Origin of the sequence: Pseudomonas sp. NFPP25 (genome assembly GCF_900116505.1) — a bacterium.
GTDB classification, from domain to species: Bacteria; Pseudomonadota; Gammaproteobacteria; order Pseudomonadales; family Pseudomonadaceae; genus Aquipseudomonas; species Aquipseudomonas protegens.
Window position 1 is genome coordinate 788,987 of record NZ_FPBG01000002.1, and the last position, 15,278, is coordinate 804,264.

The following is a 15,278-nucleotide window of genomic DNA, read 5'->3' on the forward strand; positions in this document are numbered from 1 at the left end:
TTAGGATTACACTTCAAGGGAAAAGTCCGACTCGCTAAGTGTCGTTGTCCTACGGGGTAGTAATGGATATTCAGATTATTGAACGCGATGGCGAGCCCGAATATGCGGTTCTGCCGTGGGCTCAGTATCAAGCTTTATTGTCAGCCGCAGGTCTTACCGAACAACCACCGCACGCTGCCGCAACTTCTCAGGCAGCGCCACCAGCCCAGAATCTTCCGGGCCTGGATCAATTACGCAGTCTGCGCGAAGGGAAGGGCATCGCCATCGAGGCGCTGGCCCGCAAAGTTGGTATCAGTCCGTCTTACCTGGCCCTGATTGAAAGTGGCGAGCGTCAACCCGACGCTGCGATTCGCCGCAGCCTGGCCTGGGAGTTGACGGTGCCGGGGTGGAGGGAGCAATCGTGAGTGTAAGGATCAGTCGTCAGCACTGGGATGGGCTGTTGGGTGAGCTGGATCAGGCCCGTCGTCAGCGGCATCTTTTAACCTATCGAGCCTTGTTGGAGCGCTTGCAACTGCCCAGCCCGGCCATGCAGACCCTGACAGCGGCGCTGGAGCATCTGGCAGCGCTGGATGCACGGGCCGAACAGCCTTTGCGCAGTTCCCTGGTGATCAGCCAGGGGGCCAGCCGCTTGCCGCGTACCGGCTTCTTCGAGTGCGTGGAGCGTCTGGGGCGTTTTTCCGGCCCTTCCGACGGTGTTGCCGCGGCTTCATGGCATGCCTCGGAAGTGGTGCGGGTCTTCGAGTACGAGTATCCCGAATCAGCGGAGGCTTGAATGTTCCTGGCACTCAAGGCACGACTCGGCTATTGGCTGGCGCGCCGTTTGTTTCATTGGCCGTGGTTTGTCCGCCAACCCCGTGTCTGGCGTTGGATGGAAGGTCAGTTCGCGCGCATGGCCAATCTGGGCAATGTCGGTGCGCTGAGCTTTTATGGGCACATCCTGACTTTTCGTGGGCAGGGGCTTGGCGCCCGTCAAGAAGGTCAACGCCTGCTGCGGCTGGCTGCACTGGCAGGGGATGGCAAGGCAGCCTATCAGTTGGGCGTGATCAGCCTGGCCGGCTCGCCCAGCAAGGCTCCCGACGCTGTCGAAGCGGCGCGCTGGTGGACGCTTTCGGCCCAGGCCGGGCATCCTCTTGCGGCGCTCAAACTGACGCAGCTCGATCAGCCGACTGATCCCGCAGCGGCTCACTGAGGTTTTGCGCTCCCAGGCTGGCTGCCGCTTCCAGGCTGTCGATCACATGGATGCTGTAGCCCTGGATGTTCTTGGCGTGATGCTTGGCCTGGGAGGCCAGCTCCGCCAGTTGGCTGGAGTCCAGTTGGCCACAGGCCTGTGGATACAGGTGCACTACGCCGATGGACAGTGACAGCAAGGGAAATTCCTGACGGATACCTTGCCGATTGGGGGCGACAAAACAGCCGGCTTCCAGGTGTTCGCTGCGATAGAAGCGCCGGCACTGGCTGTGGAAGTCATCCAGCAACTGGTTGAGCCGTCGGCGCCAGTCTTCCGGCCCCAGCACCAGCAGAAAGTCATCCCCACCGATATGTCCGACGAAGTCGCGGCTCGGGTCTACCCGGTCGTTCAGGCATTGGGCCAGGCACAGCAGCACCTCATCGCCGCGGCCATAGCCATAGATATCGTTGAAGGGTTTGAAACTGTCGATGTCGACGTAGCAGATCACCGATTCCCGTGCTTGCTGCAGCAGGCGGCTCAGGCACTGCTGGATCGGCACATTGCCGGGCAGCAGAGTCAGCGGGTTGGCGTAGCGGGCTTGCTGGATCTTCAGCTCCGTAATCAGCTTGAGCACATCGATGACCCGCCCCAGCCCCAGATAATGGCCATTCAAGGTGATGATGAAATCTTCCTCGATGCGTTGGCGGGCGCGGCTGGTGATCAGGCGGCTGACCTGCTGCAGGGACTGGCTGAGTTCGACCGCGAGAAAGTCATCGTTCATCAGGCGGCTGATGGGCTTGCGGGCGAACAGGTCGGTGGCAAAGGGCTTGAGCAGGGCGTCGGAGAGCGAGTGCCGATGGACGATGCCGCAAGGCTGCCCCTGTTCGTCCAGCACCGCGAGGGAGTTGAGGTTGGCTTGCCGGCGAAAGGCTTCCAGGACGTTGGCGGTGGGCGTATTGCGGGCAACGGCCGGTTGCTCGTTGAGCAGCGCACTGAGGTCGCTGCCATCATCGTTGAGGGCCACGCTGGTGTGATCATGCTTGGGCATCATTGCCCGAGCGTCCCTCGGCGGCTGTTCCTGGGGGCGACACAACAGGTAGCCCTGGACCAGGTCGACGCCCATCTCGGTCAGCACTGCCAGTTCTTCGGTCAGTTCGATCCCTTCGGCGATCACCTGGGCGCGGGAGGCTTTTGCGATTTGCAGAATCGAGCCGACGAACTCGCGCTTGAGGGCATCCTGGTGAATGCCGTCGATAAAGTGCCGGTCGATTTTCACGTAGTCCGGGCGCAGCTCCGACCACAGGCGCAGGCTCGAATAACCGGCGCCCAGGTCGTCCAGGGCGATGGAGAAACCCATGTCGCGGTAATGGTGCAGGGCGTTCTGCAGCAACTGGAAATCGTCGATCGGGGTCTGTTCGGTAAGCTCGATCACCACCTGGCTGGGGGGGATGCCGAAGTCCTCAAGCAGCTGCAAGGTACGCCCTGGTTGGTGGGCGGCCTCCAGCAGGGATTCCGGCGAGACGTTGAGGAACAGCTTGCCGGGCAGTTGTTGTTCGCTGAAGCGTTTGCAGGCGCTTTGCCGACAGGCAATCTCCAGCTCGCTCAGGCGCCCGGCCTGGCGCGCGACGGCGAACAGCGCGACAGGGGAGTGCAGAGGGCTGTTTGAGGGGCCGCGACTCAGGGCCTCATAACCCAGGATGCGCCGCTCGGACAGGGAAATGATCGGTTGGAACAGACTGTGCAAACCGCTTTGAGCCAGGATTGAACTCAATGCACTGAGCTGTTCGGTCGTGGTCATGGCGATCTCTGTCGATAAAAAAAGGACCGGGCGCGGCTCTGGCTAGAGAGCGGCGCCCGGTCCTTTATTTCACGACAGAATGATGACTGTTTAATGACGATCCGAGGCGCGATCGAATTAAATTGCCATCATCCTTAGTGCTTGGCCACCGAGGTGTTGAGCTTCAGATAGTCCAGCAGGATGCGCCCGGTTTCACTCAGGTAGGCGTCGTCTTCCGGCTTGGTCTTGTCCGGCTCGGCAGCAGCCAGTGCATCTTCGTCTTCTTTCTTCAGCTCTTTGAGCGGCTCCTCGCCCTTGGCTTTGCGACGGGCGTTTTCCAGGGCCAGTTGCTTGGCTTCGATATCAGCATGTTGCGCCCGACGATCCGCTTCATTGAGGCTGACGGTTTTTTCCGCCATCAGCTTCTGTGCCAGGGCCAGCTTGTCGCGGATGAACACGAACTCCGGATCTTTCGCCGAACGGCTTTCGTGTTCGGCCTTGAGCTGAGCCAGGAACGGTTTGAACGGGTCTACCGCAGGCTTGATGGCCGGGCGGATGGTGTCCCATGGCATGGCTTCAGGCAGGGCGCTTTCGCCGATTTCCTTGGTGTCGATGATCGACGGATAGCCGATATCCGGCAGCACGCCCTGGTGCTGGGTGCTCTGCCCGGAAACCCGGTAGAACTTGGCCAGGGTCAGCTTCAGCTCGCCGTGGTTCAGCGGCTGGATGGTCTGCACGGTGCCTTTGCCGAAGGTCTGGCCGCCGATGATCAAGGCGCGGTGGTAGTCCTGCATGGCGCCGGCGAAGATCTCCGAAGCCGAAGCCGAGAGACGGTTGACCAGCAGTGCCATCGGGCCTTTGTAGAAGGCGCCGGGGTTTTCATCTTCCAGTACATCCACCCGGCCGTCGGCGTTGCGCACCAGCACGGTAGGACCCTTGTCGATGAACAGGCTGGTCAGCTCGGTGGCTTCCTGGAGGGAGCCGCCGCCGTTGTTGCGCAGGTCGATGACTACACCGTCAACCTTGTCTTTCTGCAACTCGGTCAGCAGTTTCTTCACGTCACGGGTGGTGCTCTTGTAGTCCGGGTCGCCAGCACGGAAGGCCTTGAAGTCCAGGTAGAAGGCTGGGATCTCGATCACCCCGAGCTTGTAGTCCTTACCATCCTGCTTGAGGTTGAGGATCGACTTCTTCACCGCCTGGTCTTCGAGCTTCACCGCTTCGCGGGTGATAGGCACGATCTTGCTGGTCTGGTCGTTTGGCGCATTGCTGGCCGGAATCACTTCCAGGCGTACCAGGGTGCCTTTCGGACCACGGATCAGCTTGACCACTTCGTCCAGGCGCCAGCCCACTACGTCGACCATTTCCTTGTCGCCCTGGGCGACACCGATGATCTTGTCTGCGGGCGCTACCTGCTTGGTCTTGTCCGCCGGGCCTGCCGGCACCAGGCGCACGACCTTGACCTGGTCGTTGTCGCTCTGCAGCACGGCGCCGATGCCTTCCAGCGACAAGCTCATGTTGATGTCGAAGTTTTCCGCGTTATCCGGCGACAGATAGTTGGTGTGCGGGTCGTAAGACATGGCGAAGGTGTTGATGTAGGCCTGGAAGATGTCTTCGGCCCGGGTCTGGTCCAGGCGCGCCAGCTGATTCTTGTAACGCTTGGTCAGCGTCTCCTGAATCTGCTTGGGTTCCTTGCCAGCGATCTTCATCCGCAGCACTTCGTCTTTGACGCGTTTGCGCCACAGGTCGTCGAGCTCTGCGGTGGTCTTGAGCCAAGGGGCGTCCTTGCGGTCGATCAGCAAGGTTTCCTTGGTGTTGAAGTCGATCTTGTCGACGCCTTTGTTGAGTTCCGCCAAGGCGAAGTCCAGACGCGCTTTGACCCGGTCCAGATAACGCTTGTAGATGGTGAAACCGGCATTCAGGTCGCCGCTCTTGAGGAAGTCGTCAAACTGGGTTTTCCATTTGTCGAACTCCGCGATATCGCTGGCCATGAAGTAGCTGCGCGATGGGTCCAGCAGCTTCAGGTAGCTGTCGTAGATGATCACCGAGCGCGCATCATCCAGCGGCGGTTTGCTGTAATGGTGGCGTTTGAGCAGTTCTACAACATTGAGGCTGGCAATTACCTCATCGCGATCGGGCTGAAGATTGTCCCAGCTATTGGCTGCGAACGTATTGGTCGACATCGGCAGCAGGCCGAAACCAATGAAAAGAGCGAGGGCGGTGCTGGGGAACAAATGCTTCATGCTGATTCGACGCGGGGGCAATTGATAACGCATATTAGGCCGTCTTTGAAGTCGCCGGTTCCATAAGGACCGGTCGCATAATGCAAAAAGCCCGGTGCTACCGCTCCGGGCTCAGTCCAGACTCACTATGGAGGCACTGTGAAAGCATTGCAAGGCGTTGAAGGTCATGTGGAGTGGGTGGAAGAGCCAAGTCCGGCCTGTGATGTGGGGCAAGTTCGCATTCGGGTGGCGGCTGCTGGCCTCAATCGGGCCGACCTGTTGCAGCGTGCGGGGCTCTATCCCCCACCTCCCGGAGCCAGCAAGGCCCTTGGCCTGGAATGCTCCGGGGTAGTCAGTGAAGTGGGCCCGGGTTCGTCCTGGCAAGTGGGTGATCGGGTCTGTGCCCTGCTGGCGGGCGGAGGCATGGCTGAAGAAGTGGTGGTAGATGCCCGCCATGTACTGCCAGTACCCGAAGGGTTGTCCCTGGCCGAGGCCGCGGCGCTGCCCGAGGTCTACAGCACAGCCTGGCTGAATCTGTTCCAGCTGGCAGCGCTCAAGCCGGGCGAGAAGGTCCTGCTGCACGCTGGCGCCAGTGGCGTCGGCTCGGCGGCTATCCAGCTGTGCAAGGCGTTCGGCAACCCGTGCTGGGTGAGCGTTGGTTCAGCCGATCGCCTGGCCTACTGCGAGAGCCTCGGTGCCCAGGGCGGTGTGGTGCGTACCGATGGCATTGAGGCGCTGCGGGACTTTGGGCCTTTTGATGTGATTCTCGACCCGGTGGGCGCCAATTATGTGGCCAACAACCTCAAGCTGCTGGCCCTGGATGGGCGTTGGGTGCTGATCGGCTTGATGGGCGGGCGCGAAGCGCAGCTGGACCTGGCCCAGGTGCTGGCCAAGCGCATCCAGTTTCTGGGGTCGACCCTGCGCAGCCGCAATGACCAGTTCAAGGCCGACCTGTTGAGCGACCTTGGGCAGAATGTCTGGCCGTTGTTCAGCGAAGGGCGTCTGAGCCCGCAATTGGCCAGGACCTTTGCGATCCAGGATGCAGAAGCCGCTTTTGCGGAGCTGGCGACCAATCAGGTCTCGGGCAAGCTGGTGCTGGTGATCGACCCCAGCCTGACCTGAGCCCTGCAGGATCCGGCTTGCCGGCGAAGGGGGCGCCAGGCCTGGCGGTCTGTTCGCTGGCAAGCCAGCTCCTACACAAGCCAGCTCCGGGGATCTCTGGGGCGGGTCACTTCCAGTGGTGGATCGGCCAGCCGGCTTTCTGCGCATGTTCACGCAGCACCGGATCCGGGTTCACCACCTGCGGGTGGTCCACGCGCAGCAGCAACGGCAGGTCATTGCGCGAGTCGGAGTAGAAGGTCGCGCCTTCCAGGTTTTCTTCCTCGGCATCCAGCCATTGCAGCAGGCGGGTGACCTTGCCCTCGCGGTAGGTCAGGGTGCCAACGGTGCGGCCGCTGTAGACCCCATGCTGTACCTCCAGCTCGATTCCCAGGACTTCGTCGATACCCAGGCGCGCGGCAATCGGTTTCACCAGGTGAGTGCCCGAGGCCGAGATCACCAGGATCCGGTCGCCGGCCTGGCGGTGGGCGGCAATGGCCTTGCAGGCGTCGCTGAAGATGATCGGCTCGATCACCTCTTCGACCCAGGGCTCGACCAGGTGCGCGACCTCTTCCGGGGTGCGTCCGCTCATGGGTTCCAGGCTGAAGTCCATGAACTCCTCCATGGCCAGCTTGCCATGGCTGTAGGCGTCCATCAGCTCATGGTTGCGACGCATGAACGACTCGCTGTCGACCCAGCCCAGGCGGCCCATCTGCTCGCTCCAGAGGGTGGCGCAGTCGCCGTGAATCAGGGTTTCGTCCAGATCAAAAATTGCCAAGGCCATCAGTGCCGCTCTCTCTTCAGGATCAATTGCGTGAATGCCATCAGGCTACCTCACACAGGGCTGTCGGATCGATGCTCAATGCCAGACGCTGGCCGTCGGCGTGCAGATCATCGGCCGAGCGGTTGAGTACATCCACCACCAGCTCCACGCCTCGGGCCTCGACCCGATAGCGGATCACGTTGCCCAGCAGGCTGTGGCTGCGTACCAGCGCATCCAGTGGGCCTTCCTTGCGCAGTTCGATGGCTTCCGGGCGGATGGCGATGCGGCCGCTGACCGGCCGCTGCAGCAGCTTGCTGGCGCTGTCGGCATCCAGCAGGTTGTAGTTGCCGATAAAGCCCGCGGCGAAGGCGTCCACCGGGGCGGTGTAGAGGGTTTCGGCATCGCCGCTCTGGACGATCCGGCCCTGGTTCATCAGGAAGATCCGGTCGGACATGGTCAGGGCTTCTTCCTGGTCGTGGGTGACGAAGATCGTCGTCAGGCCCAGTTCCCGCTGGATGTTGCGGATCTGTTCGCGCAAGTGCTTGCGGATCCGTGCATCCAGGGCCGACAGCGGTTCGTCCAGCAACAGCAGGCGCGGGCGGGTCACCAGGGAGCGGGCCAGGGCCACGCGCTGGCACTGGCCACCGGACAGCTGGTGCGGGTAGCGGCTGGCGAAGTCGTTGAGCTCCACCAGTTGCAAGGCTTCCTGGATCCGCTTGCGGCTGTCTTCGGCGCCGACCTTCTGCATGCGCAGGCCAAAGGCCACGTTCTGTTCCACGGTCATGTTGGGAAACAGCGCGTAGCTCTGGAACACCATGCCGATCCCGCGTTTCTGCGGGCTCAGGGGCACGATGTCCTGGCCGTCGAGGAGGATCTTGCCGCCGTCCACCGGGGTCAGGCCGGCGATGCAGCGCAGCAGGGTCGACTTGCCGCAGCCGGAAGGGCCGAGCAGGGTGACGAACTCGCCCTTGCGGATTTCGCAATTGATGTCGCTGAACACTGTGGTGCCCGCATAGTTCTTTTGCAGGTGTTGGACGCTGACGAAGCTCATTGGCTTTTGTCCTTGTTCAAGATGTTGGCGGCCCAGGTCAGAAGCAGCACGAAGAAGAAGTAGGAAATCACCAGGGCGCTGGTGAAGTGGCCGCTGCTGTTGCGCATGTTGTTCAGGTAGACCTGCAGGGTTTCATAGCGGGTGCCCACCAGGATGTTGGCGAACACGAACTCGCCGAACAGGAACGAGAAGGACAGCAGCAGCGCCACCATCAGACCCTTGCGCAGGTTCGGCAGGACCACCAGGAAGGCCGCCTGCCAGGTACTGGCGCCCAGTAGTTGGGCCGCGTCCATCAGGTCCCGCAGGTTGATCGCCTGCAAGTTGTTGGTGATGGCCCGGTACATGAACGGCAATGCCACGGTGAAGTAGCAGCCGATGAGGATCCAGGGCGTGCCGACCATGGCGAAGGGCCCCGAACCATAGAGTTGCAGCAGGCCCACCGAGGACACCACCGGCGGCACCGCGAAGGGCAGCAGGATCAGGATGTTCATCAGCGCATCGAGCTTGGGGAAGTGATAGTGCACCACGAACAGCAGCGGCAGGATCAGCACCACTGAAAGCACCAGCGCACCCACGCAGACCAGCAATGACTGGCCGAAGGCATTGAGAAAACGTGGGTCGCTCCACAGCTGCAGGTACCACTTGAAGGTGAAGCCGCTGGGCAGGATGGTCGCCGACCAGCTGCTGGCAATCGAGTAGACGAAGGTCCCCAGCAGCGGCAGCAGAAGGATGGCAAACAGCAGGTAGACCATCACTCGGTGGTAGAGCGCGGCGGAGCCGGGTTCAGCGCGAGACATGGTAGCTCCTCTTCAACAGCAGTTGATGGACGATGGTCACCAGGGTCATCAGCGCCACCAGCACCACGGCCAGGGCGCTGGCCATGTTCGGATCCAGGGAGATGTCCCCGGAGACCATGGCGGCGATGCGGATCGGCAGGACGTTGAAGTTGCCGGTGGTCAGCGCGTAGACCGTGGCGTAGGCGCCCAGGGCGTTGGCCAGCAGGATGACGAAGGTGCCCAGCAGCGCCGGGGTCAGCACCGGCAGGCCTATATGCCGCCAGAACTGCCAGCCGTTGGCCCCCAGCAAGGCGGCGGATTCACGCCAGTCCTCGCGCAGGGCGTCGAAGGCCGGGTAGAGCAGCAGCACGCCAAGGGGGATCTGGAAGTAGGTGTAGAGAATGATCAACCCGGTCTTGGAGTACAGGTTGAAGTCCTGAATGATCCCCGACTGCTTGAGCATGATGGTGATGGTGCCGTTGAAGCCCAGCAGGATGATGAAGGCGAAAGCCAGGGGCACCCCGGCGAAGTTGCTGGTCATGTTGGCGAAGGCATTGACGAAGTTGCGCAGGCGCGAATCCACCCGGCGCAGCGAGTAGCTGCCCAGCACCGCGATGATGATGCCGAACACGCTGGACCAGAAACTGATCTCCAGGCTGTACTGGATGGCCTGCAGGTAGAACTTCGAGCTGAAGATCCTGGTGAAGTTGGCCAGGCCCCAGCCGAACTCTTCCGATTGCAGGCTGTTGATCAGCACCCACACCAGGGGGGCAATCTGGAACACGATGAAGAACAGGGCGAAGGGCACCAGGCACAGGGCCGCCAGCCATTTGCCACGGGTGACTGAATTCACTTCAACAGCTCCCGGCAGAAAGGTTTGTCATGGGGCGCGCCCAGCAATTGGCAGACGGTGCCGCACAGTTCGGTCTGTTTCGGCGCGGCAGCGGGGTCGAGGCTGAAAGCGTCGCCGAGAACGAACAGCGGGACCTCTCGCTCCTCGGCCAGCAGGCCATTGTGCGAGCGGTCGTTGTTCATGCCGTGGTCGGCCGTCACCAGCACCTGGTAGCCGGCGTCGAGCCAGCCTTGCAGGTAGTCGGCGAGAATGATGTCCGCCGAGCGCGCGCTGTTGCGGTACTGCGAACTGTCCAGGCCGTGCTTGTGTCCGGCGTCGTCGATGTTCATCGGATGCACCAGCAGCAGGTTGGGCTGATGGCGCAGGCGCAGGTCCTCGGCGTCGGCGAACAGATGGGAATCGGGGTAATGATCGCTCCAGTAGAAGTGGCCGTACTGGATCGGCAGTTCAGGGTTTGCGGTGTGCCGGTCTTGCGGGGCGTTGAAGGGCGAACGGTTGTACAGTTCGCTGACCCAGTGATAGGCCGCGGCGGCAGTGCTCAGGCCGGCCTCGCGGGCGTAGTGGAACAGGCTGCGCTGGTTGGACAGGCGCGAGACCTGGTTGTGCACGATACCGCTGTCGATCGGCCGCACGCCGGTGAGGATGCATTCGTACAGCGGGCGGGAGAGGGCAGGTAGTTCGCATTGCAGTTTGTACAGGGCGGCGCGACCGGCGCCGACGTAGGCCTGCAAGTGCCCCATGGCGTGTCGGGCAACTTCGTGGTTGAGGCCGTCGAGCACCACAAGGATGACATTGTGCTTCATGAGGTGGAGGACTCCGGGATCAGGTGTGTAGGAGCCGGCTTGCCGGCGAGTGGCCTGTGTGCGCTTGTCTGTGCAGCGCCTTTGAGCCATTCGCCGGCAAGCCGGCTCCTACAGGGATGCAGCTTTACTGCATGTTGATGATCACTTCTTCCTGCCACTTCTGCGGCAGGCCCTTGGAGGTTTTCTCCCAGGCATCGGCGTCCTTGATCGGTGTTACGTGCTTGTACTGCTCGTTGGGCAGCAGGTTGGCCTGTACGTCCGCCGGCAGGGTCAGGTGCTCGGCACGGATCGGCCGCGCATTGCCGCGGGCCAGGTTGGTCTGGCCGGCGTCGCTGAAGATGTACTCGCGGGTCAGCTTGGCGGCGTTGGGATGCTTGGCGTACTTGTTGATGATGGTGGTGTAGCCGGAGATCACCGAGCCGTCCGATGGGATCAGCACGATGTAGTCGTCCTTGTTGACCATCTTGTTGCGGTAGCTCAGGCCGTTGAAGTCCCAGACCACGCCCACTTCCACTTCACCCTTTTCCATGGTCGCGATGGTCGGGTTGGCCAGGGACAGGCGCCCCTGCTTGGCGATTTCGGCGAACATCAGCAGCGCCGGCTGGATGTTCTTCTCGTCACCACCCTTGGCAATGGCGGCGGCCAGTACGCCGTTGGCGGCCTGGGCGGCGGTGCTCACGTCACCGATGGAAACCTTGTACTTGCCCTTTTCCAGGTCGGCCCAGCTCTTAGGCGCTTCGGAGCCGTGCAGCAGCTTCTTGTTGATGATGAAGGCGATGGTGCCGGTGTAGGCCAGCGCCCAGTTGCCATCCTTGTCCTTGGCCCAGTCCGGGACCTGGGCCCAGGTGCTCGGCTTGTAAGGCTGGGCCACGCCCTGCTTGACCGCGATCGGGCCGAAGGCTGCGCCAACGTCGCCGATATCGGCGCTGGCATTGTCTTTCTCGGCGGCGAACTTGGCGATCTCCTGGGCCGAGCTCATGTCGGTGTCGATGTGCTTGAGGCCGTAGGTCTTGGCCAGGTCTTCCCAGGTGCCTTTCCAGTTGGCCCAGTCATCGGGCATGCCGACGCTGTTGATCGCGCCTTCTGCTTTCGCAGCGGCTTCCAGGGTTTTCAAATCGTTATCAGCAGCCATGGCGGCGGTGCACAGGGCAATGGTCGAGCCTAACAGTGATGCCAGGAAAAGCTGTTTCATCCGAAGCTCCTTTGGGCGTGTTCAACGCTGCGTTTTATCGACAGTCTTGCAGTGGGTTGGTCTAGGTCAGCAATACCTGAGCCAATTTAGGCGGGTTGGATGACACTTTGATGTCGGTGCCAACGATCGACGCATGGATTGAGGCGCAGGTCCGAGGCTGCGAAATAAGCGTAGACCATGGCCAAACGCCCGCAGAACAAGGATCTGGCGGGTAATTTGCAAGTTGGTGACAGGCCCGCTGAGCGCCTTTGTCATCTGTCAGTCATATGCATTGCCTAGGCTTTGGACACGGATGCAGAGCACTGCCCCGGCCACTGCACTGCCCTGAAACAGTGCTGGTCTAGTCCAGATAGGTAACGTTGATGCGTATTGATGCAACCAAAGCGGTGACAGCCATCGGCCAGGTCCTGCAGGAGCAGATCGCCCACGGGCTGTTGACGCCCGGTAGCAAACTGCCGGCCGAACGCAAGCTCAGCGAGCTGTTCGCCACCACCCGCATCACTGTGCGCGAGGCCCTGCTGCAACTGGAGGCCCAGGGCCAGATCTACCGTGAAGAGCGTCGTGGCTGGTTTGTTTCGCCGCCGCGCCTGGCCTACAACCTGATGCAGCGCAGCCACTTCCACGCCATGGTCAGCGCCCAGGGGCGGGTGCCCTCCACCGAGGTGATTTCCGCGCGCCTGCAACCGGCATCGGCGGCGGTCTGCGCCTGGCTGCAATTGCCGGCACTGTCCAGCGTGATCCAGATCTGCCGCGCACGACGCATCGATGAGCGGCTGGTGCTGTATGTCGAGCACTACCTGAACCCCAAGTATTTTCCGAAGATTCTCGATCTGGACCTGAACCAGTCGATCACTGAACTCTATGCCCGGCATTACGACCTGCACTACGGACGGGTGCGCTTTGAAATCGTGCCCACCTCACTGCAGCCGGAAGCGGCGGCGGCCTTGAAGGTTTCGGTGGGCAGCCCGGGGCTGCGGATTGCCCGGGTGAACTATGACCAGCACGAGCGGCTGATCGATTGCGACCTGGAGTTCTGGCGCCATGACGCGATTCATGTCGGTGTTGACGTTCTTTAGGCGCCAGTGTCGTTAGTCGGCAAGCCGGCTCCTACAGGATCACTCCTTTTCCGCGCCGCCGCCTGCGGTGATCACCTGGATGCTCATGCGCGGCGTAGCCAGGTCCAGCCCGGCTTCGTCGAGGTGACGCTTGAGGGACAGGTTGAACGCCCGGGACACTTCCCACTGCTTGATCGGTGCGGTCTTGAAGCGGGCCCGAAGGATGGCGCTGCCGGACTCGAAACTCTCCACCCCCTGGATTTCCAGCGGCGACCAGATATTGCGGCGCTGCAGGGGGTCGGTGCGCATCTTCTGGCCGACATCGCGCATCAGCTTGATTGCGTCGTCGATTTCCATGTTGTACGGGATCGCCACGCGGAAGATCGCGTAGCCGAACTCCCGGGAGTAGTTCTTGATGCTCTTGATTTCGCTGAACGGGATGGTGTGCACGATGCCGTCGATGTCCCGCAGGCGCACGGTACGGATAGTCAGGCCCTCGACGGTGCCCAGGTGGCCGCCGACATCGACGTAGTCGTCGATGGCCAGGGAGTCCTCGATGATGATGAACAGGCCGGTGATCAAGTCCGCCACCAGGGACTGGGCGCCGAAACCGATGGCCAGGCCGATGACACCGGCACCGGCCAGCAGCGGCGTGACGTTCATGCCCATGTTCGCCAGGGCAACGATGGTGGCAATGATGAAGATCGCCACGAACAGCACGTTGCGGATCAGCGGCATCATGGTTTGCGCGCGCGCGTTGGCCAGGCCCTTGCGCGAGCGGGTCAGGGCGTGATGCACCGCGGTGTCGCTGAGAATCCAGATCAGCCAGGCAAAGATCAGGGTGCCGCCGAGGCTGAACAGCTTGACGCTGACTTCATGGCCATCGCCTTCGGTGAAGCGGATCAGCGACATGCCCCAGACCCGCAGGCCGAGCTCGATGAATGCCAGCCAGACCGCCAGGTGAGCCAGGGTGTAGAAGAAGCTTTTCAGCCGCTCGGAGTACAGCGCATGGCGTTTGTGCCCGCGCTGGGGCTTGAGGGCATGGCGGCGTACCAGGCCGTTGATCACCATGCACAGCACCAGCAGTACCGTGCACAGCAACGACTGGCGCAGGGCGGTGCTGGTGTCGCCGGCGGAAACGAAGGTGGCGAACAGCGAGATACCTACCAGCACCAGGGCCGGCAGGTACCAGAAGGTGCCGATGATCTCGATGGTGTCGCTCAGGGCCCGGCGGGTCAGGCGCCGTGACAGTGGCTGGTTGCGGATCAGGTGGGCGATGGGGCGGCGGAAACGCAGGATGAACACGCCGGTGGACAGCGCCGCCATGACATTGGCGAAGGTCGCCGCGGTATGGGCCAGGTGCTGGCCCAGGCTGGCCACCATGCGTGGGTCGCTCAGGGCCTCGCCAAAGGCGGCGAAGCTGCCGATCCACCACAGCGGGCGGAAGGCCTGGCGCCGCAGGATGTACAGGGCGCGATGGCGGTGCGGGCCATCGAGTACGGAGAACGCCACCACGCAGATCGCCGAGAAACAGGTGCCGACCACCAGGGCGTAGGCCAGGACCATGGCCAGGTCCTTGCCCAGGGAAGAGGGCAGGGAGTAGGTCATGTAGACCGTGATCAACAGGGCGATCAGCCAGGGGCCGAGCTTGCGCAGGGCAAAGCGCAGCAGGTCCCAGGTCTTGGGGTGCTGGGGCAGGTCTTCGGTCAGGCCGAAGCGCAGGCGCACCCGGTGGCTGAGCCAGATCAGCGCTGCTGCCAGCAGGCTCCAGACCATGAGGATCAGGGCAAAGGCAAAGATGATCGGCAGCCACTGGCTGGCTGGCAGCATCAGTGCCGAGAGTTCTTCCTTGGCCAGGTCGAACTCGTCGGACCAGCGGGTAACCGGGCTGTCGGCCCCGGAGAATTGCTTTTCCAGGTTCGACAGGGTGCCGCCGATCAGGCCCAGTACGCCTTCTTCTGGCGTGGGCTGGGCTTTTTTCGTGGCATCTCGCAGTTTCTTCAGGTCCGCCAGCAGCTTGGTCCGTTGCTGGTCGTTCTCCAGGGACTTGATCACCTCGTCCAGGGATTGCCCCAGGGGTTCCTCAGCCTGGGGCTGCGCCTTGGTCTGGTTGCCCAGCAAGCCAGGCAAGCCCACCGCCTGGGCGCTCCCCAGGGGCAGCAGGGTCAGCAGGCAGACGAGCACATAGCAGGGCAGGGCAAAAAGACGAGCGAACACTGGGCGGTCAACCTCGGGGAAAATGGATCGACCGAGTGTACGAGGCCGCCAAATTCAATGCGAGGGTGAGTGCTGCATTTATTCCGCGAGCTTGGCCAGGATCTTGTAGACCACGGTGCCGAGAATCAGCAGCATGCCGATCCACATGCTGAACACACCGAGGTTCTTGTCCCGGAAGTTGAAGCCGATGGCCAGCAGGATCATGCCCGTGAGAATGGGGATGAGCATGGAGTGGAACGAAGACATCGAGATCATGGCGACAGCCTTGTCAGGAGGAGTAACTGTAAGTCTAGGTCGCTTTGTCGC

At 62.0% G+C, this 15,278-nt stretch carries 15 protein-coding genes; 5 read left to right on the forward strand and 10 right to left on the reverse strand.

Translation table 11 applies throughout. The features are described 5' to 3' along the window. Positions 1-62 precede the first annotated feature (62 nt). The 3 genes from BM382_RS10685 to BM382_RS10695 are packed head-to-tail and all read left to right on the forward strand — an operon-like array spanning position 63 to position 1,189. Positions 63-404 carry a helix-turn-helix domain-containing protein gene (locus BM382_RS10685; RefSeq protein WP_015636619.1) on the forward strand — a complete coding sequence of 114 codons (342 nt, stop codon included), beginning with the start codon at positions 63-65 and terminating at the stop codon, positions 402-404. Next, the gene (locus BM382_RS10690) at positions 401-772 is read left to right on the forward strand and encodes a hypothetical protein (RefSeq protein WP_003179080.1); all 372 of its coding nucleotides are present in this window, start codon (positions 401-403) and stop codon (positions 770-772) included. Before BM382_RS10685 ends, BM382_RS10690 begins: the two co-directional genes overlap by 4 nt. Beyond that, complete coding sequence (locus BM382_RS10695) at positions 773-1,189, forward strand: SEL1-like repeat protein (protein ID WP_011062665.1); 417 nt, start codon at positions 773-775, stop codon at positions 1,187-1,189. Here the strand turns inward: BM382_RS10695 and BM382_RS10700 are convergent. Continuing rightward, positions 1,140-2,966: a bifunctional diguanylate cyclase/phosphodiesterase gene (locus BM382_RS10700; protein WP_015636618.1), complete on the reverse strand. Its 1,827-nt coding sequence runs from the start codon at positions 2,964-2,966 to the stop codon at positions 1,140-1,142. The genes BM382_RS10695 and BM382_RS10700 overlap by 50 nt on opposite strands. Before the next feature lie 134 nt (positions 2,967-3,100). Beyond that, positions 3,101-5,185, reverse strand: a complete 2,085-nt coding sequence (locus BM382_RS10705; RefSeq protein ID WP_170866320.1) for a carboxy terminal-processing peptidase — start codon at positions 5,183-5,185, stop codon at positions 3,101-3,103. A gap of 138 nt (positions 5,186-5,323) precedes the next feature. On the opposite strand from BM382_RS10705, the gene BM382_RS10710 reads away from it, so the two are divergent. Then, a complete protein-coding gene (locus tag BM382_RS10710; protein ID WP_011062662.1) occupies positions 5,324-6,286 on the forward strand; it encodes an NAD(P)H-quinone oxidoreductase in 963 nt (320 codons plus the stop codon). Positions 6,287-6,392: 106 nt separating this feature from the next. Here the strand turns inward: BM382_RS10710 and BM382_RS10715 are convergent, their stop codons facing one another. From BM382_RS10715 to BM382_RS10740, 6 genes are all read right to left on the reverse strand, one after another. Then, entirely contained in the window at positions 6,393-7,046 is a 654-nt protein-coding gene (locus tag BM382_RS10715) for an HAD family hydrolase (RefSeq protein ID WP_019093612.1), read from the reverse strand. Between the two features lie 40 nt (positions 7,047-7,086). Next, positions 7,087-8,076 carry an ABC transporter ATP-binding protein gene (locus BM382_RS10720; protein ID WP_019093611.1) on the reverse strand — a complete coding sequence of 330 codons (990 nt, stop codon included), beginning with the start codon at positions 8,074-8,076 and terminating at the stop codon, positions 7,087-7,089. Next, positions 8,073-8,873, reverse strand: a complete 801-nt coding sequence (locus BM382_RS10725; protein ID WP_011062659.1) for an ABC transporter permease — start codon at positions 8,871-8,873, stop codon at positions 8,073-8,075. The genes BM382_RS10720 and BM382_RS10725 overlap by 4 nt, the downstream gene beginning before the upstream one ends. After that, positions 8,860-9,705 carry an ABC transporter permease gene (locus BM382_RS10730; protein ID WP_011062658.1) on the reverse strand — a complete coding sequence of 282 codons (846 nt, stop codon included), beginning with the start codon at positions 9,703-9,705 and terminating at the stop codon, positions 8,860-8,862. Before BM382_RS10730 ends, BM382_RS10725 begins: the two co-directional genes overlap by 14 nt. Further along, complete coding sequence (locus BM382_RS10735; protein WP_011062657.1) at positions 9,702-10,508, reverse strand: alkaline phosphatase family protein; 807 nt, start codon at positions 10,506-10,508, stop codon at positions 9,702-9,704. Before BM382_RS10735 ends, BM382_RS10730 begins: the two co-directional genes overlap by 4 nt. Positions 10,509-10,632: 124 nt before the next feature. Beyond that, positions 10,633-11,700 carry an ABC transporter substrate-binding protein gene (locus tag BM382_RS10740; protein WP_072442800.1) on the reverse strand — a complete coding sequence of 356 codons (1,068 nt, stop codon included), beginning with the start codon at positions 11,698-11,700 and terminating at the stop codon, positions 10,633-10,635. A gap of 362 nt (positions 11,701-12,062) precedes the next feature. On the opposite strand from BM382_RS10740, the gene BM382_RS10745 reads away from it, so the two are divergent. After that, on the forward strand, positions 12,063-12,776 hold the full coding sequence (locus BM382_RS10745; protein ID WP_047288401.1) for a UTRA domain-containing protein: 714 nt from the start codon (positions 12,063-12,065) through the stop codon (positions 12,774-12,776). 39 nt (positions 12,777-12,815) lie between these two features. Here BM382_RS10745 and BM382_RS10750 read toward each other — a convergent pair whose 3' ends face one another. Both BM382_RS10750 and BM382_RS31875 read right to left on the reverse strand, forming a co-directional pair. Next, positions 12,816-14,972 (reverse strand): mechanosensitive ion channel family protein, encoded by a 2,157-nt coding sequence (locus BM382_RS10750; RefSeq protein ID WP_015636611.1) that lies wholly within the window; start codon positions 14,970-14,972, stop codon positions 12,816-12,818. A 78-nt stretch (positions 14,973-15,050) separates the two neighbouring features. After that, positions 15,051-15,227: a hypothetical protein gene (locus tag BM382_RS31875; protein ID WP_011062653.1), complete on the reverse strand. Its 177-nt coding sequence runs from the start codon at positions 15,225-15,227 to the stop codon at positions 15,051-15,053. Positions 15,228-15,278 lie beyond the last annotated feature (51 nt).